The sequence below is a fragment of the Dactylosporangium sp. NBC_01737 genome (genome assembly GCF_035963215.1).
Taxonomy (GTDB): Bacteria; Actinomycetota; Actinomycetes; order Mycobacteriales; family Micromonosporaceae; genus Dactylosporangium.
Map to the genome: position 1 here is coordinate 5,826,163 of NZ_CP109153.1, position 26,473 is coordinate 5,852,635.

The 26,473-nt window shown below is 72.4% G+C and carries 4 protein-coding genes and 2 pseudogenes; all 6 read right to left on the minus strand.

Going from position 1 to position 26,473, the window contains the following annotated elements:
- Positions 1–21: 21 nt before the first annotated feature.
- Positions 22–1,839, minus strand: a complete 1,818-nt coding sequence (locus tag OHA72_RS26235) for a type I polyketide synthase (RefSeq protein ID WP_327010446.1) — start codon at positions 1,837–1,839, stop codon at positions 22–24.
- Complete coding sequence (locus OHA72_RS64855) at positions 1,836–3,737, minus strand: acyltransferase domain-containing protein (RefSeq protein WP_442788745.1); 1,902 nt, start codon at positions 3,735–3,737, stop codon at positions 1,836–1,838. Before OHA72_RS64855 ends, OHA72_RS26235 begins: the two co-directional genes overlap by 4 nt.
- Before the next feature lie 81 nt (positions 3,738–3,818).
- Positions 3,819–8,744, minus strand: a pseudogene (locus tag OHA72_RS26240) (beta-ketoacyl synthase N-terminal-like domain-containing protein); the annotation flags it as partial.
- A gap of 24 nt (positions 8,745–8,768) precedes the next feature.
- Entirely contained in the window at positions 8,769–19,937 is an 11,169-nt protein-coding gene (locus OHA72_RS26245) for an SDR family NAD(P)-dependent oxidoreductase (RefSeq protein ID WP_442788678.1), read from the minus strand.
- Complete coding sequence (locus tag OHA72_RS26250) at positions 19,934–20,275, minus strand: acyl carrier protein (RefSeq protein ID WP_327010449.1); 342 nt, start codon at positions 20,273–20,275, stop codon at positions 19,934–19,936. Before OHA72_RS26250 ends, OHA72_RS26245 begins: the two co-directional genes overlap by 4 nt.
- 312 nt (positions 20,276–20,587) lie before the next feature.
- A pseudogene (locus OHA72_RS64860) lies at positions 20,588–26,069 on the minus strand (beta-ketoacyl synthase N-terminal-like domain-containing protein); the annotation flags it as partial.
- Positions 26,070–26,473 lie beyond the last annotated feature (404 nt).

Genomic DNA, 26,473 nt, shown 5'->3' on the forward strand with positions numbered 1-26,473 from the left:
CGTGCTCCGCTCTCCCGGTGCTCAGCGCGCACTGCGGCCGAGTTCCTTGTCGATGAGTTCGAACATCTCGGCGACCGACGCCGACTGGATCCGGTCCGCCAGGCCCGCGTCCGCCGGCTGGTCGGCGGCGGTGCGCCGCTCCAGCAGCGCCCGCAACCTGGCCGTCACCGCCTCGTTGGCCGCGTCGCCGGTGACCCCGGCCAGCGCCGCCTCGAGCCGGTCCAGCTCGGCCAGCACCGACGTCGCCGGCGGCGCGGCGTCGACCCGCAGCTCGCCGTGCAGGAACTCGGCGAGACCGCCGGGCGTCGGGTGGTCGAACACCAGCGTCGCCGGCAGCCGCAGGCCGGTCGCGGCGCCGAGCCGGTTGCGCAGCTCCACCGCCGTCAACGAGTCGAACCCGAGCTCCTTGAACGACCGCGCGACGTCCACAGTGGACGTGCCGGGCATGCCGAGCACGGTGGCGACGGTCCCGGTGACCAGGTCACCGATCGCCGCGACCCGCCCGTCGGCGTCGAGGCCGGCGAGCCGGTCCAGCAGCGCGCCGGGCCCGTCGCCGCTCGCCGAGCGGCGGGTCGTCCTGCGGATCAGGCCACGCAGCACCGGTGGCACCGGGCCCGCACCGGCCTGCGCCCGCAGCGCCGGCAGGTCGAGGCGGGCCGGCGCGAAGTACGGCCGGCCCAGCCGCAGCGCCGTGTCCAGCAGTTCGAGGGCCTCCCCGGTCGGCAGCGGCGCGACGCCGCCGCGGCTGATCCGGGCCAGGTCGGCCTGGTCGAGGTGGCTGGTCATGCTGCTGGCCTGCGCCCACAGCCCCCACGCGAGCGCGGTCGCGGGCTGCCCGGCGCGGTGCCGGTGGTGGGCGAGCATGTCCAGGAACGTGTTCGCCGCCGTGTAGTTGCCCTGCCCGGCGTTGCCGAGGGTGCTGGCCAGCGACGAGAACACCACGAACGCGTCCAGGTCGCCGGTGAGCTCGTGCAGGTGCCAGGCGGCGTCGAGCTTCGGGCGCAGCACCGCCGCGAGCCGCTGCGGGGTGAGCGCGCTGAGGACGCCGTCGTCGAGGACGCCGGCGGTGTGCACGACGGCGCCGATGTCGCGGCCTTCCAGCAGCCGCCGGGTCGCGTCCCGGTCGGCGACGTCGCAGGCGGCGAGTTCGACGCTCGCGCCGGACCCGGCGAGCTCGGCGGCCAGTTCGGCCGCGCCGGGCGCGTCCGGCCCGCGGCGGCTGACGAGCAGCAGGTTGCGCACGCCATGGGCGGTGACGAGGTGGTGGGCGACGACCTTCCCGAGGGTGCCGGCGCCGGTGAGCAGCACCGTGCGCCGCGGGTCGAGCCGGGTCTCCCGGGTGTGTTCCGCGGTTTCGGTGCGGGGCACCCGGGTCAGGCGCGGCACCAGTGGGCGGCCGTCGCGGACCGCGACCTGGGGTTCGTCGCCGGCGAGGACCGCCGGGAGCAGCGGCGCCGCGCCGGGCCCGTCGACGAGGACGATCCGGTCCGGGTTCTCCGACTGCGCGGTCCGCACCAGCCCCCACACGGGGGCGAGCGCCAGGGCGGGCACCGCGTCGTCCGGGGCGGCGGCGACGGCGCCGGCGGTCAGCACGACCAGCCGGACCGTTTCGAGGCGCGGCTCGGCGAGCCACTCCTGCAGCAGCGTGAGCATCCGCTCCGTGGCGTCGTGCGCCGCGGGCACCAGGTCACCGTCCACCGTGGACACCTCGACGACGACCGCCTGCGGCGGCGGCCCCGTGTCCAGACTCGCGCACAGGGCCGCCACGTCGGCGTGCACCGGGCCGTCGACCCCGTCGACCGCCGCGCCGAGGACCGCGAGCCGCGGCGGCGTGGTCACCGCCGGGGCCGGGGTGCGGCGACCCAGTCGACGGTGAACAGCGACTCGTACGCGCCGGCCCGCGCCGATGACAGCTGCTCGCGCGTCACCGGCCGCACGTGCAGCGACGCGACCGTGACGACCGGCGCGCCGGCCGGGTCGACGAGCCGCAGCGCGACCGCGTCCGGGGCGAGCCGCCGCAGCGTGCCGCGGAGCCGGGTCGCGCCGGTGGCGTGCAGCGTGACCCCGGACCATGCGAACGGCAGCAACACCGGCTGGTCCGGGTCGTCGCGCACCGTCGCGCCCATCGCGTGCAGGACCGCGTCGAGCAGCGCGGGGTGCAGCCCGAACCCGCCGACGTCGGTGTCGTCCGGCAGCGCCACCTCCAGGTGCAGGTCGTCGCCGTCCTGCCAGACGGCGCGCAGCCCCTGGAACATCGGGCCGTAGCCCAGGCCGTGCACGGCGTACCGCTCGTACAGGTCCGAGACGTCGACCGGCGTGGCTCCCGGCGGCGGCCAGGCCTGCGCCGGCCCGTCCGGGTCCGAAGCGCCGGGGACGGGTGTCAGCGCGCCGGCGGCGTGCCGCACCCAGCCGTCGCCGTCCGATGCGCGGCTGTGCAGGGCGACCGGCCGCAGCCCGTCGTCGCCGGGCGGCCCGACGCTCACTTGCACCCGCACCGTGTCGCGCTCCGGCAGGACCAGGGGAGCCTCGATGCTCAGGTCGGCGACGCCACCGTATCCGGCCGCGTCGGCGGCGTGCAGGGCCAGCTCCAGGAACGCCGTGCCCGGCAGCAGCACCGTGTCGTGCACGGCGTGGTCGGCGAGCCACGGCTGCCGCCGCAGCCCGATCGCGCCGGTGTGGACGAGGGTGTCGGCGTCGGCGAGGTCGACGGCGGCGCCGAGCAGCGCGTGCCCGGCCGCGCTGAGCCCCGCGCCGGTGACGTCGCCGCCACCGGCGTCCTCGAGCCAGTACCGCTGCCGCTGGAACGGATACGTGGGCAGTTCCACGGGTGCGGTCGGTGTGGTGCGGTAGTCGGGCCTGGCCGTCGTGGCGAGGTTGGTGAGGAACCGTTTGAGCGGGTGGTGTTTGCGGTGCAGGGTGTGGCTGGTGTACGGGGTGCCGCTGTCGTTGAGTGGGTGGACGAGGATGGGGTGTGGGCTGATTTCGATGAAGTGCGTGTGTCCGTCGTTGATGAGCTGCTGGGTGGCGGTGTGCAGTTGCACGGTGTTGCGGAGGTTCTGGTACCAGTAGTCGGCGTCGAGCCCGGTGGTGTCGTGGTAGGTGCCGGTGAGCGTGGAGCAGAACTGGATGTCACCGGCGGCTGGCGTGATGTCGGCGAGCGCCTCGAGGAGCCGTGCCTGGAGGGGTTCGATGTGTGGTGAGTGGCTGGCGTAGGTGACGGGTAGGACGCGGGCGTCGACGCCTCGGGATTGCAGGTTGGTGACGAGTGCTTGGACGGCGTTGGTGTCGCCGCTGACGGTGGTGTTGTTCGGTGAGTTGATGGCGGCGATGTGGACGCCGTCGGTGGTGGGCACGTCGGTGTGGGGCAGGGGCACGTGCGCCATCGCACCTGTGGGCAGATCCTGGATGGCGTGCGCGCGCAGCGTCGTTACGGTGGCGGCCTGGTGGAGGGTGAGTGCGCCGGCGGTGTGGGCGGCGGGGATTTCGCCTTGGGAGTGGCCGAGGACGGTGGAGGGCTGGATCCCGTGGTGTTGCCAGAGTCTTGTCAGGGATACGGCGATGGCGAACAGGGTCGGTTGGATGATGTGCGTGTGCTGTTGCAGTTCCGGGTCTTCCAGGGCCTGGTAGAGGTCGAAGGCAGGCAGGTCGTGCTCGGTGTGGACCTGCCGCAGGACATCGGCGCACTCCGCCATCGCCGCAGCGAACACCGGTGACGTCTTGAGCAGTTCGACCGCCATCCCGGGGTACTGCGAGCCCTGCCCGGGGTAGACGAAGACGATCTTCCCGTCCCGCGGTGCGGGCAGCGGTTCGATGGTGCGCAGGGCGTCGAGGAGCTCGTCACGGTTGCTGACCACGGGCACGGCGCGGTAGGGGTGGGCGGCGCGGCCGGTGGCGAGGGGATGCGTGAGGCGCTGCGGTGTGAGATCCGGGTTCCGCTCGACGAGGTCGTGGAGTGCCGTCGCGAGCTCGCGGAGCGCTTCGGGGCTGTGCGCGGACAGTGGGACCGGGGCGTAGCCGTCGTCCGCCGTCGCGGGTCCGGCCGCCGCCGGGGCGTGTTCGAGGATGATGTGGGCGTTGGTGCCGGAGATGCCGAACGATGACACGGCCGCCCGTCTCGGCCGGTCCGCTTCGGGCCACGGCCGGGCCTCGGTGAGCAGCTCGACGGCCCCGGCGGTCCAGTCCACGTGCGGCGATGGCTCGGTGACGTGCAGCGTCCTGGGCAGCACGCCGTGGTGCATCGCCTCGACCATCTTGATGACGCCGCCGACCCCGGCCGCCGCCACCGAGTGCCCGATGTTGGACTTCAACGACCCGAGGTACAGCGGTTCGGTGCGGTCCTGACCGTAGGTGGCGATGAGCGCCTGCGCCTCGATCGGGTCGCCGAGGGTGGTGCCGGTGCCATGCGCCTCCACCGTGTCCACATCGGACGGCTGGAGGCCCGCGTTGGCGAGGGCCTGGCGGATGACGCGTTCCTGGGAGGGGCCGTTCGGGGCGGTCAGGCCGTTGGAGGCGCCGTCCTGGTTGAGCGCCGACCCGCGGATGACCGCGAGGACCCGGTGCCCGTTGCGGTGCGCGTCGGAGAGCCGCTCCAGCAGGACCAGGCCGACGCCCTCGCCCCAGCCGGCGCCGTCCGCCGACGCCGAGAACGCCTTGCTGCGCCCGTCGGCGGCGAGGACCCGCTGCCGGCTGAACTCCACGAACGACCCCGGCGTCGCCATCACCGCCGCCCCGCCGGCGATCGCCAGGGTGCACTCGCCCTGGCGCAGCGACTGCGCCGCCAGGTGGATCGCGACCAGCGACGACGAGCACGCGGTGTCGACCGTGACGGCGGGACCTTCGAACCCGAACGTGTACGCGACCCGCCCGGACGCGACGCTGGTCGTCGTGCCCGTCGACAGGTACCCCTCCAGGGCCTCCGGGATGCTGTGCAGTCCCGAGCCGTAGTCCTGGTTGATGACGCCCGCGAACACGCCGGTCGCGGTGCCGCGCAGCCCGTCGGGGGCGATCCCGGCGTGTTCCAGGGTCTCCCACGTCGTTTCGAGCAGCAGCCGCTGCTGCGGGTCGGTGGCGAGGGCCTCGCGATGGTTCATGCCGAACAGGCCGGCGTCGAACTGGTCGGCGTCGTGCAGGAACCCGCCGTGCCGCGTGTAGGACGTGCCGGGTCTGGCAGGGTCCGGGTCGTACAGCGCGGCGAGGTCCCAGCCACGGTTGTCGGGGAAACCGCCGATCGCGTCGGTCCCGCCGGCGACCAGCCGCCACAGGTCCGCGGGGCCGCGGACCCCACCCGGGTAGCGGCAGCCCATCCCGATGATGGCGACCGGTTCGCCGCTGCCGGCCGCGGCGCCGGTCAGCAGGAAGTCGACGAGCGCGTCCGGGGTCGGGTGGTCGAACACGAGCGTCGCCGGCAGGCGCTGCCCGGTGGCGGTGGTGAGCCGGTTGCGCAGCTCCACGGCCGTCATCGAGTCGAAGCCGAGGTCCCGGAACGCGCGGGCGGTGTCCAGGGTGCCGGCGTCGGTGCGGCCGAGGACCGCCGCGACCGTCTCGCGGACCAGCGTCTCCAGGGTCTCGCGCCGCTGCGTGTCCGGCAGCGCGGCGAGCCGCTCCGCGGCCGGGCCGGCGTCGTCGGGACGGTCCGGCTCGGCGCGGGCGATCCGGCCGGCGTAGAGGGCGCCGCGCCGCCAGGCCAGCCGCGGCTCGCCGGTGCGCACGAACGCCGCGACCCTTGCCGCCTCGACGGGTTCGTCGAGTTCGAGCAGCACGAACCGGCCCGGTCGGGCGGCCTGCGCGGCGCGGACCACCCGCCACACGTCCTCGGCGGCGGCTGCGGTCTCCGGTGTCGCACCGGGGGCGGTGCCGCGGGTGATGACGACCAGCGGCGGGGCGTCCGCCGGCCGGTCCGCCGTCACGGTCCCGGCCTCGGCGGCGGTCCCGCACTCCACGACGTCGGCCGCGTCGGACTGCGGCGGTCCGTCGGGCACGGACACCGGCGTCCAGTCGAGGGGCAGGTCCGTGGCGCCTGCCGGCGCGGGCAGCCAGTACCGGCCGCCCTGGAACGGGTAGGTGGGCAGCTCGACGGTGCGGCCGGGCGGGACGAGCGCGGACCAGTCGACCGGGACACCGTTGACGAACAGCGCGGCCAGGGCCGCGGCCAGCGACGGCACCTCCGGCCGGCGCCGGCTGGACGACGCCGCGAGGACGACCCCGCCGTCGGCGAACGTCTCGTCGGCCATGGGTGTCAGCACCGGCTGCGGTCCCAGCTCCAGGCACGCGGTCGCGCCGAGCCCGGCGACGCGCAGGAGCCCGGCGTGGAAGCGCACCGGCCGGCGCACATGCTCGACCCAGTAGTCGGCGGAGCCCAGCTCGGCGGCGCCGGCCAGCTCGCCGGTCAGGTTCGACACGATCGGCACCGCCGGTTCGGCCGCGGTGAGGCCGGCCGCGGCGCGGCGGAACTCCGCGAGCATGCCGTCCATGTGGTGCGAGTGGAACGCGTGGCTCACCCGCAGCCGGCGGGTCTTGCGGCCGCGGCCCCGCCAGAGCTCCTCGACGGCGAGGACCGCGTCCTCATCGCCGGACACGACGGTGGCGCGGGGCCCGTTGACGGCGGCGACGTCCACCCCGGCCCGGCCTTCGAGGGACTCGCGGACCTCGTCCTCGGTGGCCTGCACCGCGACCATCGCACCGCCGCCGGGCAATGCCTCCATCAGCCTGCCGCGGGCCGCGACGAGCGCCGCCGCGTCCGGCAGGCTCAGCGCGCCCGACACGTGCGCGGCGACCAGCTCGCCGATGGAGTGTCCGATGAGGACGGACGGCTGAACGCCCCACGACTCGATGAGCCGGAACAGCGCCGTCTCGTACGCGAACAGGGCCGGCTGGGTGAAGCCGGTGCGGTCCAGCCGGTCCGGGTCGGCGCCGGACATCACGTCCCGCACCGGCAGGTCGAAGCAGGCGCAGACGTCGTCGAGCGCCGCCCGGAACACCGGGTACGCGTCGTACAGGTCGCGGCCCATGCCAGGTCGCTGGCTGCCCTGCCCGGAGAACAGCACCGCGAGGGGCCGGGCCGCGGCCGCGGTCACCGGGTGACGGCCCGCGTCGGTGAGGCCGTCGAGCAGCTCCTCACGGGTCGCGCCGAGGACCACGGCGCGGACGTCGAACAGGGCGCGGGTCCGCAGCAGCGAACCGGCAACGTCGAGCGGGTCGAGGCCGGGACGCGAGGCGACGTGCTCCCGCAGACGCTGTGCCTGCTGCCGCAGCGCCTCCGGGTCGTGCGCCGACAGCACCCACGGCGTCAGCGGTACCGGCGCAACCGTGGCAGGCTCGGGTGCCTCGACGGGCGGTGCCTCCTCGACGATGACGTGGGCGTTGGTCCCGCTGATGCCGAACGAGGACACCGCGGCCCGCCGCGGCCGGTCGGCCGCCGCCCACGGCACCGGGTCGCTGAGCAGGGCCACCGCGCCCGCGGACCAGTCGACGTGCGGCGTGGGCCGGTCCACGTGCAGGGTGCGGGGCAGTTCGCCGTGGCGCAGCGCGAGGACCATCTTCAGCACCCCGGCGACCCCGGCGGCCGCCTGGGTGTGCCCGATGTTCGACTTGATCGAGCCGAGCCACAGCGGACGGTCCGCCGGCCGTCCCCGCCCGTACGTGGCGATCAGCGCCTGCGCCTCGATCGGGTCGCCGAGGGTGGTGCCGGTGCCGTGCGCCTCGACCGCGTCGACGTCGGCGGGGGTCAGCAGCGCGTCGGCGAGCGCCTCACGGATGACGCGTTCCTGCGCCGGGCCGTTCGGAGCGGTGAGCCCGTTGCTGGCGCCGTCCTGGTTCACCGCGGTCCCACGCACCAGCGCGAGGACCTGGTGCCCGTTGCGCCTGGCGTCGGACAGCCGCTCCAGCACCAGCAGCCCGGCGCCCTCGGCGAACCCGGTGCCGTCGGCGGCGGCAGCGAACGACCGGCACCGCCCGTCCGGCGACAGGCCGCGCTGCCGGCTGAACTCCACGAACAGCCCCGGCGTGCCCATCACCGTCGCGCCACCGGCGAGGGCCAGCCCGCATTCGCCGCGGCGCAGCGACTGCACCGCCAGGTGCAACGCGACCAGCGACGACGAGCAGGCCGTGTCGATCGTGACCGCCGGTCCTTCGAGCCCGAACGTGTACGCGATGCGGCCGGACGCGACGCTGGTCGTGTTCCCGGTCAGCAGGTAGCCCTCGTACTCCGCCGGCACCCCGCCGGACACCGGCGCGTAGCCCTGCGCGATGACCCCGACGAACACGCCCGTGCGGCTGCCGCGCAACGACCGCGGCTCCAGGCCGGCCTGCTCCAGGGCTTCCCACGCCGATTCGAGCAGCACCCGCTGCTGCGGGTCGGTCGCGGTCGCCTCCCGCGGGCTGATGCCGAAGAAGTCGGCGTCGAACCGGTCCGCGTCGTGCAGGAAGCCGCTCTGCCGCACGTACGACGTCCCGGGCCGGTCCGGGTCCGGGTCGTACAGCCCGTCGAGGTCCCAGCCGCGGCCGGCCGGGAACGCGGTGATGCCGTCGCCGCCGCCGGCGAGGAGTTGCCACAGGTCGGCGGGGGAGCGCACGTCACCGGGGTAGCGGCAGCTCATCCCGACGATCGCGACCGGTTCGTGGGCCCGGTCCTCGTACTGCTGGATCCGCCCGCGTGCCGCCCGCAGGTCCGCGGTGGCCCGCTTGAGGTAGTCCCGCAGCCGCTCCTCGCTGGAGCTGTGCTCGTTCGACATCAGCAGTTGTCCAATCTCCGCAAGTCAGGTCGGGCCGAGTCAGGTCAGGCCGAGTTCGCCGTCGAGGGCCGCGAACAGCTCCTCGTCGGTTGCGGTGGCGAGCGCCGCGTCGCCGGTGCCGGCGGCGGCGCTGCCGGCCGGGACGGTGACGCGCCGCAGCAGCGCGGCCAGCCGGGGCCTGACCGCGTCGAGGGTCCGCTCGTCGCCGGTGACGCCGGCCAGCAGCGCCTCCAGCCGGTCCAGTTCGGTGAGGACCGCCCGCGCCGGGTCGTCGTCGACGCCGAGCTGCCCGCCGAGGTACGCGGCGAGCGCCGCCGGGGTCGGGTGGTCGAAGATGAGCGTCGCCGGCAGCCGCAGTCCGGTCGCGGTGGTGAGCCGGTTGCGCAGCTCGACCGCGGTCAGGGAGTCGAAGCCGAGTTCCTTGAACGCCCGGTCGGCGGCGACCTCCGCCGCGTCGTGCCCGAGGACCGCCGCGACCTGGGTGCCGATGAGTCGCGCCAGTTCGGTCGCGCGCTGTTGCGGGGTGACCGCCGCGAGCCGGTCCGCCCACGACGCGGCCTCGGCGTCGGCGCGTCCCGCGGCCGCCCGCCGGTCCGGGCGGAGCAGCCCGCGCAGCAGCGGCGGCACCGCGCCCGCCCGGGCCCGCGCCAGGTGCAGCTTCACCGCGACCGTCGACGGGCGGCTCAGACCGAGGGCAGCGTCGTACAACGCCAGGCCCTCCTCGTCGGTGAGCGCGGCCGCGCCGGTGCGGCGGATCCGGTCGCGGTCGGTGGCGTCGAGGTGCCCGGTCATGCCGCCGCTGCGCTGCCACAGCCCCCACGCGACGGACGTGGCCGGCAGCCCGGCCGCCCGCCGGTGCGCGGCGAGGGCGTCGAGGAACGCGTTCGCGGCCGCGTAGTTGCCCTGCCCGGCGTTGCCGAACGTGCCGGCCGCCGAGGAGAACAGGACGAACCCGGCGAGGTCCGCGCCCGCGGTCAGCTCGTGCAGGTGCCAGGCCGCGTCGACCTTCGGCCGCAGCACCGTCTCGAACTTCTCCGGCGTCAGCCCGTCGAGGGTCGCGTCGTCGAGGACGCCGGCGGTGTGCACGACCGCGGTCAGCGGATGCTCCGCGGGGACCGCGGCGAGCAGCGCCGCGACGGCGTCACGGTCGGCGGTGTCGCAGGCGACGAGCGTGGCCTGCGCGCCGAGCGCCGCCAGGTCCTCCAGCAGGGCCTGCGCCCCGGCGGCGTCCGGGCCGCGGCGGCTGGCCAGCAGCAGGTGCCGGGCGCCGTGCGCGCGGACCAGGTGCCCCGCCACGAGCGTGCCCAGGGCACCGGTCGCGCCGGTGACCAGCACCGTGCCCGCCGGATCCGGTGCGCCGGGGAGCGTGAGGACGACCTTGCCGATGTGCCGGGCCTGGCTGAGGTACCGGATCGCCTCCGGCGCCTCCCGGATGTCCCACGCGGTCACCGGCAGCGGCCGCAGCGCCCCGCCGTCGAACAGCTCCCGCAGCTCGTCGAGCATCGTGCCGATCCGTTCCGGGCCGGCGTCGAGCAGGTCGTAGACGCGGTACATGAACCCTGGGTGGTCGGCGGGGTCGCGGATGTCGGTCTTGCCCATCTCCAGGAACCGCCCGCCGGGCGCCAGCAGCGCCATCGACGCGTCCACGTACTCTCGCGCCAGGGAGTTGAGGACCACGTCGATCCCGCGTGCGGTCCGGAACAGTTCGGCGAACGCGAGGTCCCGCGACGACGCGATGTGGGCGTCGTCGAGCCCCTGCGCACGCAGCGTGTCCCATTTCGCGGGGCTGGCGGTGCCGTACACCTCGAGACCGAGATGCCGCGCCAGCTGCACAGCGGCCATCCCGACCCCGCCGGTCGCCGCGTGCACCAGCACCGACTCGCCGGCCCGGGCGTGCGCGAGGTCGACGAGGCCGTAGTACGCGGTCATGAACACCACCGGCACCGCCGCCGCCTGCGCGAACGTCCACCCGGCCGGCATCGTCGTCACCATCCGCTGGTCCGTCACCGACACGGGGCCGACCCCACCGGCGAGCAGGCCCATGACCCGGTCGCCGGGCCGGAACCGGGTCACGCCCGGGCCGACTTCAAGGACGACCCCGGCCGCCTCGCCGCCGGTGGGCCGCTCGTCGTCGGGCACCATGCCCAGCGCCAGCAGCACGTCGCGGAAGTTCAGGCCGGCGGCCCGTACCGCGACCCGGAGCTGGCCGTCGCCGAGCGGGGCGAGGTTCTCCTCCGCCGGCACCAGCGTCAGCCCGAGCCCGCCACCGTCGGCCAGCGACAGCCGCCACGGGGTCGCCGGCAGGTCGGCGCCCGGGTCGGCGGTCGCGCGGGTGAGGCGGGCCGCGAACGCCGCGCCGTCACGGACGATCAGCTGCGGCTCGCCGATGCCGAGCAGCGCCGGCACCGCGGCGTCGCTCGCGTCGCGGCCGTCGCTGTCGACGAGCACGATCCTGCCGGGGTGTTCGCTCTGGGCGCTGCGCAGCAACCCCCACAGCGCGGCCCGCGCCGGGTCCGGCAGCCGGTCACCGGGCCGGCCGGCGACCGCGCCCCGGGTCACCACGGCGACCGTGCCGTCGGCCCGGTCGAGCTCGTGCCGCACCCGGTCCAGGACATCGAGGAGCGTCTCGCGTACCTGCGCCGGCACGTCACCCACGGGTGGGTCGGTGACCGTGATGACGGTCGCGTCGGCCGGCGCCGCGGCCGCCTCCACCGGCGTCCAGTCGAGCTGGAACAGGGCATCGGCGAGGGCGGCGGCCCGCCCGGCGTCCGCGGTGAGCCGCGCCGGGTCGACCGGCCGCACCGCCAGCTCGCCGACGGTGACGACCGGAGCCCCGGACGGGTCGACGGCGGCGACGGCGAGGGTGCCGGGCGAGGTCCGGTCCAGGCGGACCCGCAGCAGCGTCGCGCCGGTCGCGTGCAGCGTCACGTCCCGCCACGAGAACGGCAGCCGCACCGTGCTGTCGTCGGCGAGGGGGTGCAGGGCCGCGTCGAGCAGCGCCGGGTGCAGCGCGTGCCCGGCGGCCCTCGCCTCGGCCGGCAGCTCCACCTCCACATACGTGACGGCGTCGGAACGCCAGACGCCACGGACGCCCTGGAACAGCGGCCCGTAGCCGAGTCCCAGCGTCTGCAGCCGCTCGTACAGCTCACTGGTGCCGACCTTGTCCGCGTCGCGGGGCGGCCACTCGAACGGCGCCGCCGCCGGTCCGTCCGTTGCGTCCATTGTGGACAGAACGCCGGTCGCATGCCGGGTCCAGTCGGCGCCGGATCCTTCGGGTCGCGTGTGGACGGTGAGCTCGCGGGTGCCGTCGTCGCCTGCTTCCCGCACCGTGACCCGTAGCTGCACGGCACCGGCGTCCGGCACGATGAGCGGCGCCTCGATGGTCAGCTCGGCGATGCCGCCGGCGCCGGCGCGGTCCGCGGCGTGCAGGGCCAGGTCGACGAATCCGGTGCCGGGCAGCAGGGCCGTGCCGTTGACCCGGTGGTCGGCGAGCCACGGATGTGTGTGCAGCGAGACGCGGCCGGTGAGGACGACGCCGTCGCTGTCGGCGAGCTCGACGGCGGCGTTGAGCAGGTCGTGGTCGGCGGTGGCCAGCCCGAGCTGCTGCGCGTTGCGGGTGGTGGTGGGGGTTTCGAGCCAGTACCGCTGCCGCTGGAACGGATACGTGGGCAGCTCGACCGGTGCCGTGGCCGTGGTCCGGTAGTCGGGCTTCGCCGTCGTGGCGAGGTTCGTCAGGAACCGCTGGTAGGGGTGGTGCTTCCGGTGCAGGGTGTGGCTGGTGTACGGGGCGCCGCTGTCGTTCAGTGGGTGGACGAGGATGGGGTGTGGACTGATCTCGATGAAGTGGGTGTGTCCGTCGTCGATGAGGTGTTGGGTGGCGGCGTGCAGTTGGACGGTGTTGCGGAGGTTTTGGTACCAGTAGTCGGCGTCGAGTGTTGTGGTGTCGATGGGTGCGCCGGTCAGTGTTGAGCAGAACTGGATATTGCTCTGGGTCGGGGTGATGTGGTTGAGGGTGTCCAGGAGTCGTGTGCGGAGGGGTTCGATGTGTGGTGAGTGGCTGGCGTAGGTGACCGGCAGGACGCGGGCGTCGACACCTCGGGTTTGGAGGTCGGTGACGAGCGCTTGGACGGCGTCGGTGTCGCCGCTGACGGTGGTGTTGTTCGGTGAGTTGATGGCGGCGATGTGGACGCCCTGTGCAGTGGCGATCTCCGTGTGGGGCAGGGGCACGTGGGCCATGGCGCCGACCGCGAGGTCCTGAATCGCGTGTGCCCGCAGCGTGGTGACGGTGGCGGCCTGGTGCAGTGTGAGCGCCCCGGCGGTGTGGGCGGCGGGGATCTCGCCCTGGGAGTGGCCGAGGACAGTGGACGGCTGGATCCCGTGGTGCTGCCAGAGCTTCGTCAGGGACACGGCGACGGCGAACAGCGTCGGCTGGATGATGTGCGTGTGCTGTTGCAGTTCCGGGTCTTCGAGGGCCTGGTAGAGGTCGAACTCGGGCAGGCCGTGCTCGCGGTGGACCTGGCTGAGCACGTCGGCGCACTCGGCCATGGCGGCGGCGAACACCGGCGCGGTCTTGAGCAGCTCGACAGCCATGCCCGGGTACTGCGAGCCCTGGCCGGGGTAGACAAACACGACTTTTCCGTCTCGTGCCGTCGGTAGTGGTTCGATGGTGCGCAGTGCGGCGAGGAGGTCGTCGCGGTTGCCGACCACCGGCACGGCCCGGTGGGCGTGGGTGGCGCGACCGGTGGCGAGGGGGTGGGCGAGGTGCTGCGGCGTGAGGCCGGGGTTGTGCTCGATCAGGTCGTGGAGTGCTGTTGCGAGCTCGCGGAGCGCTTCGGGGCTGTGCGCGGACAGCGGCACGGGGACGTGGCCGTCGCCTGCTGTCGTGGGCTCGGCCTGGACCGGGGTGTGTTCGAGGATGATGTGGGCGTTGGTGCCGGAGATGCCGAACGATGACACCGCGGCCCGCCTCGGGCGATCCGTCTCTGGCCACGACCGGGCTTCGGCAAGGAGCTCGACGGCGCCGGCGGTCCAGTCCACGTGCGGGGACGGTTCGGTGACGTGCAGCGTCTTGGGCAGCTCGCCGTGCCGCATCGACTCGACCATTTTGATGATGCCGCCGACGCCGGCCGCGGCCTGGGTGTGCCCGATGTTGGACTTCAGCGACCCGAGGTACAGCGGTTCGGTGCGGTCCTGACCGTAGGTGGCGATGAGTGCCTGCGCCTCGATCGGGTCGCCGAGGGTCGTGCCGGTCCCGTGCGCCTCCACCGTGTCCACATCGGACGGCTGGAGTCCGGCGTTGGCGAGGGCCTGCCGGATGACGCGTTCCTGTGATGGACCGTTCGGTGCGGTGAGACCGTTGGAGGCGCCGTCCTGGTTGATGGCCGAGCCGCGGATGACGGCTAGGACGCGGTGGCCGTTGCGTTCCGCGTCGGAGAGCCGTTCCAGGAGGACCAGGCCGACGCCCTCACCCCAGCCGGTGCCGCCCGCGTCGGCGGAGAACGCGCGGCAGCGGCCGTCCACGGACAGCGCACGCTGGCGGCTGAACTCCAGGAAGATCGACGGCGTGGCCATGACGGTGACCCCGCCGGCGACCGCCAGGCTGCACTCGCCCTGCCGCAGTGACTGCGCAGCGAGGTGGATCGCGACGAGGGAGGAGGAGCAGGCGGTGTCGACGGTGACCGCGGGTCCTTCGAACCCGAACGTGTACGCGACCCGGCCGGTGGCAATGCTGCCCGCGCTGCCGTTGCCGATGTGCCCGTCGAAGCTCTCCGGGATGTGGTGCAGCCGGGAGCCGTAGTCCTGGTACATCACGCCCGCGAACACGCCGGTGCTGGAGCCGCGCAGCGACTGCGGGTCGATGCCGGCGTTCTCCAATGCCTCCCAGGTCGTTTCGAGGAGGAGTCGTTGCTGGGGGTCGATGGCGAGTGCCTCGCGGGGGCTGATGCCGAAGAACGCGGGGTCGAACCGGTCGGCGTCGTGCAGGAAGCCGCCGTGCCGCGTGTACGTCCGGCCGGTCGCGTCGGGGTCCGGGTCGTACAAGGTCTCGACGTCCCAGCCGCGGTGCTGCGGGAAGTCACCGATCGCGTCGGTGCCGGCGGTCACCAGGTCCCACAACGACCGCGGTGACGTCACGCCGCCCGGGTACCGGCAGGCCATCGCCACGATCGCGATCGGCTCACCGGACACCGCGGCGGCGGCCGTGGGTGCGGCCACCGCCGGACGGGCGCCGTCCAGCAGCGTGCCGAGGTACGCGACGAGCGCGCCGGGCGCGGGATGGTCGAACAGCAGCGTCGCCGGCAGCCGGAGCCCGGTTGCGGCGGCGAGCCGGTTGCGCAGCTCGATCGCGGTGAGCGAGTCGAAGCCCAGGTCGTGGAACGCGCGCTCGGCGTCGATCGCCGCGCCCTTCGGCAGCGACAGCACCGCCCTCACACTGTCCGTCACCAGCGCCGCGAGGGCCTGCTGCCGCGCCTCGCCGGTCAGCAGCGCGACGTTGCCCGCGGCGGCGCGGCGGCGGGCTGCATGCCGCTCCCGCCGGTTCAGGTCCAGCGTGGCGGCGATGGTGTGTGGGTGTGGGGTGGTGAGGGTTTGGGTGAGGTGGTGGAGGGCTTGGTTGGTTGGGGTGGGGGTGATGCCGGTGTGGTGGAGGTGTTGGGGGTTGAGGTGTTTGGTGAGGTTGGTGGGTTGGGCCCAGAGTCCCCAGGCGATGCTGGTGGCGGGTTGGTGGTGTTGGTGGCGGTGGTGGGCGAGGGCGTCTTGGAAGGTGTTGGCGGCGGTGTAGTTGGCTTGGGTGGGGTTGCCGAGGGTGGCGGCGATGCTGCTGTAGAGGAGGTAGTGGGTGAGGTGGGGGTGGTGTTGGGTGGCTTGGTGGAGGTTCCAGGTGGTGCGGGTTTTGGGGGTGAGGGTGGTGGTGAGTTGGTGGGGGGTCATGGTGTGGGTTGGGGTGTCGTTGGTGGTGCCGGCGGTGTGGATGATGGTGGTGAGTGGGTGTTGGGGTGGGATGGTTGTTAGGAGGTTGGTGATGTGGGTGGGGTTGTTGGTGTCGCAGGTGGTGGTGGTGATGGTGGTGCCGTGTTGTGCGGCGAGGGTGTAGAGGTCTTGTAGCTGGGGGTTGGGGTTGGGGTTGCGGGTGGTGAGGTGGAGGTGTTTGGCGTGGTGGTGGGTGATGAGGTGTTGGGCGGTGAGTTGGGCGAGGGTGCCGGTGGCGCCGGTGATGAGGATGGTGCCGTTGGGGTCGATGGGGTTGTCGGCTGGTTCTGAGGATGGGATGGGTGTGAGGTGTGGGGTGTAGGTGGTGGTGTTGCGGATGGTGGTTTGGGGGTGGAGGTGGGTGAGGTTGGTGGGGAGGGTGGTGGTGGTGTCGAGGAGGGTGATGCGGCCTGGGTGTTCGGTTTGGGTGGTGCGGATGAAGCCCCAGATGGGTGCGGTGGTGAGGTTGATGGGTTCGGTGGGGTTGGTGGCGACGGCGTTGGTGGTGTGGATGATGAGGTGCCGGTGTTCGTGGGGGTTGTTCAGGAACGTCTGGACGTGTTCGAGGAGGTGCAGGAGTTGGGCTTCGACGGCGTCTGGTACGTCGAGGTGGGCGACGTCTTCGTCGGGTAGCGGCTGGAAGACGAGGTACTCGCCGATCGGTTCGCCCGGGGTTTCGGCCGGCTTCCACGTGATCGTGTAGAGCGGGTTCGTCGGCGTGTGCGGACGGGTCGTGACGGCGCCGACCGTGAACACCGGCGCACCCGACGCGTCGGTCGCCGAGATCTGGTACCGGTCGGCGTCCAGGCGGGTCGCCGTGACGCGCACCCGATCCACCGGCCCGGTGGCGTGGACGGCGATGCCGGCCAGCGTGAACGGCACCCTCGTCGGCTCACCCGGGATGACGAGGGCGTGCAGGCACGCGTCCAGCAACGCCGGATGCACCTGATAGCCGACGGCGTCGACACCCGCGGGCAGCCACACGTCCGCGAACCGGTGCTCACCGTCCACCCACGCGGCTTGCAGGCCGTGGAAGGCAGGGCCGTACCCGAGATGGTCGTGGATGTCGTCCACCGGCACCGGCGTCGCACCGGCGGGCGGCCAACTGGTCGCCGCGGCGGGCGGTGCGACGGGTGTTGCGGTCAGGGTCGCGGTCGCGTGGCGCACCCACGGCTGCTCGTCGTCGGCACGGGCGTGGACGCTGAGCGTCCCGTCGCCGGCCTGCGCCGTCACCTGCAGCTCCACCGTGCCGTCGGCCGGGATCTGCAGGGGTGCTTCGATGACGATTTCGTCGAGGTGGGGCAGGCCGAGGCGGTTGCCGGTGTGCAGGGCGAGGTCGACGAACGCGGTTGCCGGCAGCAGCGTGGTGCCGGCAACGACGTGGTCTGCCAGCCAGGGATGCGTTGCCACACCGACCCTGCCGGTCAGCAGCAGGCCCTCGGCGGCGGCGAGCTCGACCATCGCGCCGAGCAGCGGATGCTCCGCCGCGGTCAGCCCTGCGGCGGTCACGTCACCGACGGCGGGCGTCGGCTCCGGCCAGAACCGTTGCCGGTCGAACGCGTACGTCGGCAGCTGCGTCCGGTGGGTACCGAAGTCCCAGGCGACCGGGGCGCCATGGTTGTGCACGGCGGCGACGCCCCGCGTCACCGTCAACGCCTCGGGGCGCTCGGCGCGCAGCAGCGGCACCGCGCAGATCGGCTCCCCGTCAAGGGTCTCGTGCACCAGCCCGGTGAGCGCCGCGCCGGGACCGACCTCGAGGAAGACGGTGGCGCCGAGTTCTCGGAGGGTTTGGATGCCGGTGTGGAAGCGGACGGTGTTGCGGAGGTGGTCGGTCCAGTATTGGGGGTTGGTGTGTTGGTCGGTGGTTGCGGTGGTGCCGGTGAGGTTGCTGATGATGGGGGTGGTGGGTGGGTTGAGGGTGAGGGTGGTGAGGGTGGTGTGGAGTTGGTTGAGGATGGGGTTCATGTGGTGGGAGTGGAAGGCGTGGCTGACGTTGAGTTTTCGGGTTTTGCGGCCTTGGTTGTGCCAGTGGGTGGTGAGGGTGTGGATGTCGTTGGGGTTGCCGCTGATGATGGTGGTGGTTGGGCTGTTGGTGGCGGCGATGGTGATGGTGTTGGGGAGTCCGTGGTTGGTGAGTTCGGTTTCGGTGGCTTGGATGGCGGCCATGGTGCCGGGTGGGGTGGTGTTCATGAGTTGGGCGCGGGTGGTGATGAGGGTTGCGGCGTCGGTGAGGTTGAGGACGCCGGCGATGTGGGCGGCGGTGATTTCGCCGATGGAGTGGCCGATGAGGAGGTCGGGGGTGAGGTGGTGTTTGGTGTGGAGGTGGTGGTAGAGGGCGGTTTCGATGGTGAAGAGGGCGGGTTGGGTGTGGAGGGTTTGGTGGAGTTGGTTGGGGTTGTTGATGATGTCGTGGATGGGTGCTTCGAATGCTGCGCTGACGGTGTCGAAGGCTTCGGCGAAGGTGGGTTCGGTGTTGTAGAGGTGTTGTCCCATGTGCAGGTATTGGCTGCCTTGGCCGGGGAACAGGAACGCCAGCTTGCCGCGGCGTGCCTGCACCGGGCGGGTGGCACCGCCGGCGATGTCGTCGAGCTCGGCGAGCAGCGACGCCCGGTCCGTGCCGACCGCCGCGGCGCGCCACGGCATCGGCGCCCGCGCGGCGAGGGACCCGGCCACCACGTCCGGCGCGACCTCCGGTGCGGTGCCCGGCCGTTCGGTGACGAACGCACGGAGCCGCGCCGCCTGCCGCGCGACCCCGTCCTCGTCCTTCGCCGACAGCAGCCACGCCACCGGCCGCTCGTCCTGCCCGGGCTCCTCGCCGGTGGGGCGGTCGGCGTGCTCGATGATGACGTGCGCGTTGGTGCCGGAGATGCCGAACGACGACACCGCTGCCCGCCGCGGCCGGTCCGTGTCCGGCCACGGCCGCGCGTCGGCGAGGAGCTCGACGGCGCCTGCGGTCCAGTCCACGTGCGGCGACGGTTCGGCCGCGTGCAGCGTCTTCGGCAGGACGCCGTGCCGCATCGCTTCCACCATCTTGATCACGCCGGCCACGCCGGCGGCGGCCTGGGCGTGGCCGATGTTCGACTTCAATGAGCCCAGGTAGAGCGGCTCGGCGCGGTCCTGGCCGTAGGTGGCGATGAGTGCCTGTGCCTCGATCGGGTCGCCGAGGGTGGTGCCGGTGCCGTGCGCCTCGACGGCGTCCACATCGGACGGCCGGAGCCCGGCGTTGGCGAGGGCCTGCCGGATGACCCGCTGCTGCGCCGGGCCGTTCGGGGCAGTGAGCTGGCTGCTGGTGCCGTCCTGGTTGACCGCCGACCCGCGGATCACCGCGAGGACCTGATGGCCGTTGCGTTCCGCGTCGGACAGCCGCTCCAGCAGGACCAGGCCGACACCCTCGCCCCAGCCGGTGCCGCCGGCGTCCGCGGAGAACGCGCGGCAGCGGCCGTCCGGCGACAGGCCCCGCTGCCGGCTGAACTCGACGAACGTCGCCGGCGTCGCCATCACCGTCGCGCCGCCCGCCACGGCGAGGGTGCACTCGCCCTGCCGCAGCGCGTGCGCCGCGAGGTGGATCGCGACGAGGGAGGAGGAGCAGGCGGTGTCGACGGTGACCGCGGGTCCTTCGAACCCGAACGTGTACGCGACCCGGCCGGTGGCGATGCTGCCCGCGCTGCCGGCGTTGACGTACCCCTCCAGCTCACCGGGCGCGCTCTGCAGCCGCGACGCGTAGTCGTGGTACATCAGCCCGGCGAACACCCCCGTGCTCGACCCGCGCAGCGAGTCGGGGTCGATGCCCGCGTTCTCCAGGGCCTCCCACGTGGTTTCGAGGAGGAGTCGTTGCTGGGGGTCGATGGCGAGTGCCTCGCGAGGGCTGATGCCGAAGAACGCGGGGTCGAACCGGTCCGCGTCGTGCAGGAAGCCGCCGTGGCGGGTGTACGTCTTCCCAGCCGCGTCCGGGTCGGGGTCGTAGAGGGCGTCGGTGGCCCACCCGCGGTTGACGGGGAACTCGCCGATCGCGTCGGTACCGGCGGCGACGAGATCCCACAAGCCCTGCGGGGAGGTCACGCCGCCCGGGTAGCGGCACGCCATCGCCACGATCGCGATCGGCTCCTGCCGGCCTGCCTCGACCTCGCGCAGCCGCTGCCGGACCTGGGCCAGGTCAGCGGTGACACGCTTGAGGTATTCGCGGAGCTTGTCCTCGTTCGCCATTGTGCGTTTCCGTTCCTCGCAGGTGTGGACGGGTGTCACTGACCGCCGAGCTCGTTGTCGATGAATGCGAAGATCTCGTCGTCGGACGCGGTCGCCAGGGCGCTCTCCACGCGGTCCGCCTCGACCTGGTGCGACGCCACCGCCACGGGCTCCGGATGGGCGGGCGTCAGCGACTCGATGAGGTGCCGGGCCAGCCCCGCCGGCGTCGGGTGGTCGAACACGAGCGTCGTGGGCAGCCGCAGCCCGGTTGCGGCGGCGAGCCGGTTGCGCAGCTCGATCGCGGTCAGCGAGTCGAAGCCCAGATCGAGGAGGCCGCGGTGCGCCTCGATGGCGTCGGGCCGGCCGTGGCCGAGCACCCCGGCGATCTCGCCGCACACCAGCCGCAGCGCGACGTCCGACCGATCCGTGCTGGTCGCGTCCGCGAGCCGCTGCGTCCACGAGGCGGTGACCTGCCGGGCCCGTTCTGTCCGCCTGCGCCGTCCCGGATCGAAGGTCGCCGCGATGGTGTGTGGGTGTGGGGTGGTGAGGGTTTGGGTGAGGTGGTGGAGGGCTTGGTTGGTTGGGGTGGGGGTGATGCCGGTGTGGTGGAGGTGTTGGGGGTTGAGGTGTTTGGTGAGGTTGGTGGGTTGGGCCCAGAGTCCCCAGGCGATGCTGGTGGCGGGTTGGTGGTGTTGGTGGCGGTGGTGGGCGAGGGCGTCTTGGAAGGTGTTGGCGGCGGTGTAGTTGGCTTGGGTGGGGTTGCCGAGGGTGGCGGCGATGCTGCTGTAGAGGAGGTAGTGGGTGAGGTGGGGGTGGTGTTGGGTGGCTTGGTGGAGGTTCCAGGTGGTGCGGGTTTTGGGGGTGAGGGTGGTGGTGAGTTGGTGGGGGTCATGGTGTGGGTTGGGGTGTCGTTGGTGGTGCCGGCGGTGTGGATGATGGTGGTGAGTGGGTGTTGGGGTGGGATGGTTGTTAGGAGGTTGGTGATGTGGGTGGGGTTGTTGGTGTCGCAGGTGGTGGTGGTGATGGTGGTGCCGTGTTGTGCGGCGAGGGTGTAGAGGTCTTGTAGCTGGGGGTTGGGGTTGGGGTTGCGGGTGGTGAGGTGGAGGTGTTTGGCGTGGTGGTGGGTGATGAGGTGTTGGGCGGTGAGTTGGGCGAGGGTGCCGGTGGCGCCGGTGATGAGGATGGTGCCGTTGGGGTCGATGGGGTTGTCGGCTGGTTCTGAGGATGGGATGGGTGTGAGGTGTGGGGTGTAGGTGGTGGTGTTGCGGATGGTGGTTTGGGGGTGGAGGTGGGTGAGGTTGGTGGGGAGGGTGGTGGTGGTGTCGAGGAGGGTGATGCGGCCTGGGTGTTCGGTTTGGGTGGTGCGGATGAAGCCCCAGATGGGTGCGGTGGTGAGGTTGATGGGTTCGGTGGGGTTGGTGGCGACGGCGTTGGTGGTGTGGATGATGAGGTGCCGGTGTTCGTCGGGGTTGTTCAGGAACGTCTGGACGTGTTCGAGGAGGTGCAGGAGTTGGGCTTCGACGGCGTCTGGTACGTCGAGGTGGGCGACGTCTTCGTCGGGTAGCGGCTGGAAGACGAGGTACTCGCCGATGGGTTCGCCCGGGGTTTCGGCCGGCTTCCACGTGATCGTGTAGAGCGGGTTCGTCGGCGTGTGCGGACGGGTCGTGACGGCGGCGATGGTGAAGACGGGCTCGCCGGCAGCGTCCACTGCGGACACCCGGTAGCTGTCCGCCCTGTCCGGCAACGCGGAAGCGGTCACGCGCAGCTCGCGCGGCACCCGGTCGGCGTACACGTCGACACCCGACACCGTGAATGGCAGCCGCGGCGGCTCACCCGGCCGCACGACCGCCTGCAGGCAGGCGTCCAGCAGAGCCGGATGCACCACGTGCCCGCCGGTCTCGACCCCGTCGGGAAGCCGGACCTCGGCGTAGCTGTGCCCACCATCCGTCCAGACCGCCTGGAGGCCGTGGAACGCCGGGCCGTACCCGAGATGGTCGTGGATCTCGTCCACCGGCACCGCCGTCACCGGGAGCCATGCACCTGCCACGGCCGGCGTCGCCGTCGCTGTGAGGGTCGCCGTCGCGTGGCGCGTCCACGGCTGGCCTTCGCCGCGCGCATGGACCTCGACCGCGCCGGTTCCCCGGTCCGCGGTCACCTGGAGGTCGACCGTGCCGTCGGCCGGGATCTGCAGGGGTGCTTCGATGACGATCTCGTCGAGGTGGGGCAGGCCGAGGCGGTTGCCGGTGTGCAGGGCGAGGTCGACGAACGCGGTTGCCGGCAGCAGCGTGGTGCCGGCGACGACGTGGTCTGCCAGCCAGGGATGCGTCGCCACACCGACCCTGCCGGTCAGCAGCAGGCCGTCGGACGCCGCGAGCTCCACCTCGGCGCCGAGCAGCGGATGCTCCGCCGACGCCAGCCCGGCCGCGCCGACGTCCCCGGCGACCGGGGCGGGCTCCAGCCAGAACCGTTGCCGGTCGAACGCGTACGTCGGCAGGGCGACCGGGCGTGCGCCCGCCTGTTCGAACGCCGCCGGCCACGACACCGCGATCCCGCTCGTGTGCAACCGCGCGAGGGCCGTCCGCACGCTGAGGTCCTCGGGCTGGTTGGGCCGCAGCAGCGGCACGAACAGGCCCTCCCCGTCGAGGGTCTCGTTCGCCAGCGACGTCAGCGACCCACCCGGTCCCACCTCGAGGAAGACGGTGGCGCCGAGTTCTCGGAGGGTTTGGATGCCGGTGTGGAAGCGGACGGTGTTGCGGAGGTGGTCGGTCCAGTATTGGGGGTTGGTGTGTTGGTCGGTGGTTGCGGTGGTGCCGGTGAGGTTGCTGATGATGGGGGTGGTGGGTGGGTTGAGGGTGAGGGTGGTGAGGGTGGTGTGGAGTTGGTTGAGGATGGGGTTCATGTGGTGGGAGTGGAAGGCGTGGCTGACGTTGAGTTTTCGGGTTTTGCGGCCTTGGTTGTGCCAGTGGGTGGTGAGGGTGTGGATGTCGTTGGGGTTGCCGCTGATGATGGTGGTGGTTGGGCTGTTGGTGGCGGCGATGGTGATGGTGTTGGGGAGTCCGTGGTTGGTGAGTTCGGTTTCGGTGGCTTGGATGGCGGCCATGGTGCCGGGTGGGGTGGTGTTCATGAGTTGGGCGCGGGTGGTGATGAGGGTTGCGGCGTCGGTGAGGTTGAGGACGCCGGCGATGTGGGCGGCGGTGATTTCGCCGATGGAGTGGCCGATGAGGAGGTCGGGGGTGAGGTGGTGTTTGGTGTGGAGGTGGTGGTAGAGGGCGGTTTCGATGGTGAAGAGGGCGGGTTGGGTGTGGAGGGTTTGGTGGAGTTGGTTGGGGTTGTTGATGATGTTGTGGATGTTGGTGTTGAAGGCGGCTGCGGTGGTGTCGAAGGCTTCGGCGAAGGTGGGTTCGGTTTGGTAGAGGTGTTGTCCCATGTGCAGGTATTGGCTGCCTTGGCCGGGGAACAGGAACGCCAGCTTGCCCGGGGGCATGGACTCGCCACGGACGATTGCCGGGTCCGGCCGGTCCTGGGCGAAGGCCCGCAGCCCGTCGACGAGACCGGCACGGTCGGCCGCCACCACCGCGGCCCGCGCCGGCAGCTGCGCCCGGGTCGTCGCCAGCGACAGGCCGATGTCGTCGGCCTCGACGTCCGGGTGGTCGGCGGCGAACCGGGCCAGCCTCGCCGCCTGCGACCGCAACGACACGGCGTCGTGCGCCGACAGCAGCCACGGCTGCGGCAGCGCTGACGGCACCGCCGGGCGCTCCGGCTCGGCGGCGACCGGCGGCCGCTCCAGGATCAGGTGGGCGTTGGTGCCGGAGATGCCGAACGACGACACCGCTGCCCGCCGCGGCCGGTCCGTCTCCGGCCACGACCGCGCCTCCGTCAGCAGCCGCACCGCGCCGGCCGTCCAGTCCACGTGCGGCGTCGGCTCGTCGGCGTGCAGCGTCCTGGGCAGCTCCCCGTGCCGCATCGCCTCGACCATCTTGATCACACCGGCGACTCCGGCCGCCGCCTGCGCGTGGCCGATGTTCGACTTCAACGAGCCCATGTACAAGGGCTCGGCGCGGTCCTGGCCGTACGTGGCGATGAGTGCCTGTGCCTCGATCGGGTCGCCGAGGGTGGTGCCGGTGCCGTGCGCCTCCACGGCGTCCACATCGGACGGCCGGAGCCCGGCGTTGGCGAGGGCCTGCCGGATGACGCGTTCCTGCGACGGGCCGTTCGGTGCCGTCAGGCCGTTGGAGGCGCCGTCCTGGTTGACGGCCGAGCCGCGGACCACGGCCAGGACGCGGTGGCCGTTGCGTTGCGCGTCGGAGAGCCGCTCCAGCAGGACCAGGCCGACGCCCTCGGACCAGGCGGCACCGTCGGCCGCGGCGGAGAACGACTTGCAGCGCCCGTCCGGCGCCAGCCCGCGCTGCCGGCTGAACTCCACGAACATCTCCGGGCTCGCCATCACCGTGACCCCGCCGGCGACCGCGAGGCTCGACTCGCCCTGCCGCAGCGACTGTGCCGCGAGGTGGATCGCGACGAGGGAGGAGGAGCAGGCGGTGTCGACGGTGACCGCGGGTCCTTCGAACCCGAACGTGTACGCGACCCGGCCGGACGCGACGCTGCCGGTGTTCCCCGTCGCCAGGTAGCCCTCCAGCTCGCTCGGCGCGCGGTGCAGCCTGGCGGCGTAGTCGTGGTACATGAGGCCGGTGAAGACGCCCGTGTTCGTGCCGCGCAGCGAGTGCGGGTCGATGCCGGCGTTCTCCAGGGCCTCCCAGGTGGTTTCGAGGAGGAGTCGTTGCTGGGGGTCGATGGCGAGTGCCTCGCGGGGGCTGATGCCGAAGAAGGCGGGGTCGAACCGGTCGGCGTCGTGCAGGAAACCGCCGTGGCGGGTGTATGTCTTGCCGGTGGCGTCGGGGTCGGGGTCGTAGAGGGCGTCGGTGGCCCACCCGCGGTTGACGGGGAACTCGCCGATCGCGTCGGTCCCGGCGGCGACGAGATCCCACAGGGCGCCCGGCGAGTCGACCCCACCCGGGAAGCGGCACGCCATCGCCACGATCGCGACCGGCTCGTCGGTCGCGGCGGCCGTCACCACCGCCGACCGGGCGTCGCCGCCGGTCAGCAGGGCCACCAGGTGCCGCGCGAGCGCGCCGGGCGTCGGGTGGTCGAAGACGAGGGTCGCCGGGAGCCGTACATCGGCGGCGGCGGCGAGGCGGTTACGCAGTTCGATCGCGGTCAGGGAGTCGAAGCCGAGGTCGCGGAACGCCTCGTTCACGTCGACCGGTCTCGCCTCCGTGTGGCCGAGGACGGTGGCGACGTGCGCGGCGATGAGCTCACGGACAACGGTCTCGCGCTCCGCCACGGGCAGCGCCTCCAGGCGGCTGCGCAGCGTCGTCGCGGCCTTCGCGCCGGCGCCGCTGGCCCGGCCGCGGAGGTTGCGGCGGGTGTGGTCGAGCATCGGCGACGGGTTGTTCGGCAACGTGCCCGGGTTGAGCGTGGCGGCGATGGTGTGTGGGTGTGGGGTGGTGAGGGTTTGGGTGAGGTGGTGGAGGGCTTGGTTGGTTGGGGTGGGGGTGATGCCGGTGTGGTGGAGGTGTTGGGGGTTGAGGTGTTTGGTGAGGTTGGTGGGTTGGGCCCAGAGTCCCCAGGCGATGCTGGTGGCGGGTTGGTGGTGTTGGTGGCGGTGGTGGGCGAGGGCGTCTTGGAAGGTGTTGGCGGCGGTGTAGTTGGCTTGGGTGGGGTTGCCGAGGGTGGCGGCGATGCTGCTGTAGAGGAGGTAGTGGGTGAGGTGGGGGTGGTGTTGGGTGGCTTGGTGGAGGTTCCAGGTGGTGCGGGTTTTGGGGGTGAGGGTGGTGGTGAGTTGGTGGGGGTCATGGTGTGGGTTGGGGTGTCGTTGGTGGTGCCGGCGGTGTGGATGATGGTGGTGAGTGGGTGTTGGGGTGGGATGGTTGTTAGGAGGTTGGTGATGTGGGTGGGGTTGTTGGTGTCGCAGGTGGTGGTGGTGATGGTGGTGCCGTGTTGTGCGGCGAGGGTGTAGAGGTCTTGTAGCTGGGCGTTGGGGTTGGGGTTGCGGGTGGTGAGGTGGAGGTGTTTGGCGTGGTGGTGGGTGATGAGGTGTTGGGCGGTGAGTTGGGCGAGGGTGCCGGTGGCGCCGGTGATGAGGATGGTGCCGTTGGGGTCGATGGGGTTGTCGGCTGGTTCTGAGGATGGGATGGGTGAGGTGTGGGGTGTAGGTGGTGGTGTTGCGGATGGTGGTTTGGGGGTGGAGGTGGGTGAGGTTGGTGGGGAGGGTGGTGGTGGTGTCCAGGAGGGTGATGCGGCCTGGGTGTTCGGTTTGGGTGGTGCGGATGAAGCCCCAGATGGGTGCGGTGGTGAGGTTGATGGGTTCGGTGGGGTTGGTGGCGACGGCGTTGGTGGTGTGGATGATGAGGTGCCGGTGTTCGTCGGGGTTGTTCAGGAACGTCTGGACGTGTTCGAGGAGGTGCAGGAGTTGGGCTTCGACGGCGTCTGGTACGTCGAGGTGGGCGACGTCTTCGTCGGGTAGGGGCCGGAAGACGAGGTACTCACCGATGGGCTCGCCCGGGGTCTCGGCCGGCTTCCACGTAATCGTGTAGAGC

Coding starts and splice junctions, on each gene's coding strand:
- OHA72_RS64855 (WP_442788745.1), bottom strand. CDS start 3,737: ATGGCGGTCGAACTGCTCAAGACGTCACCGGTGTTCGCTGCGGCGATG.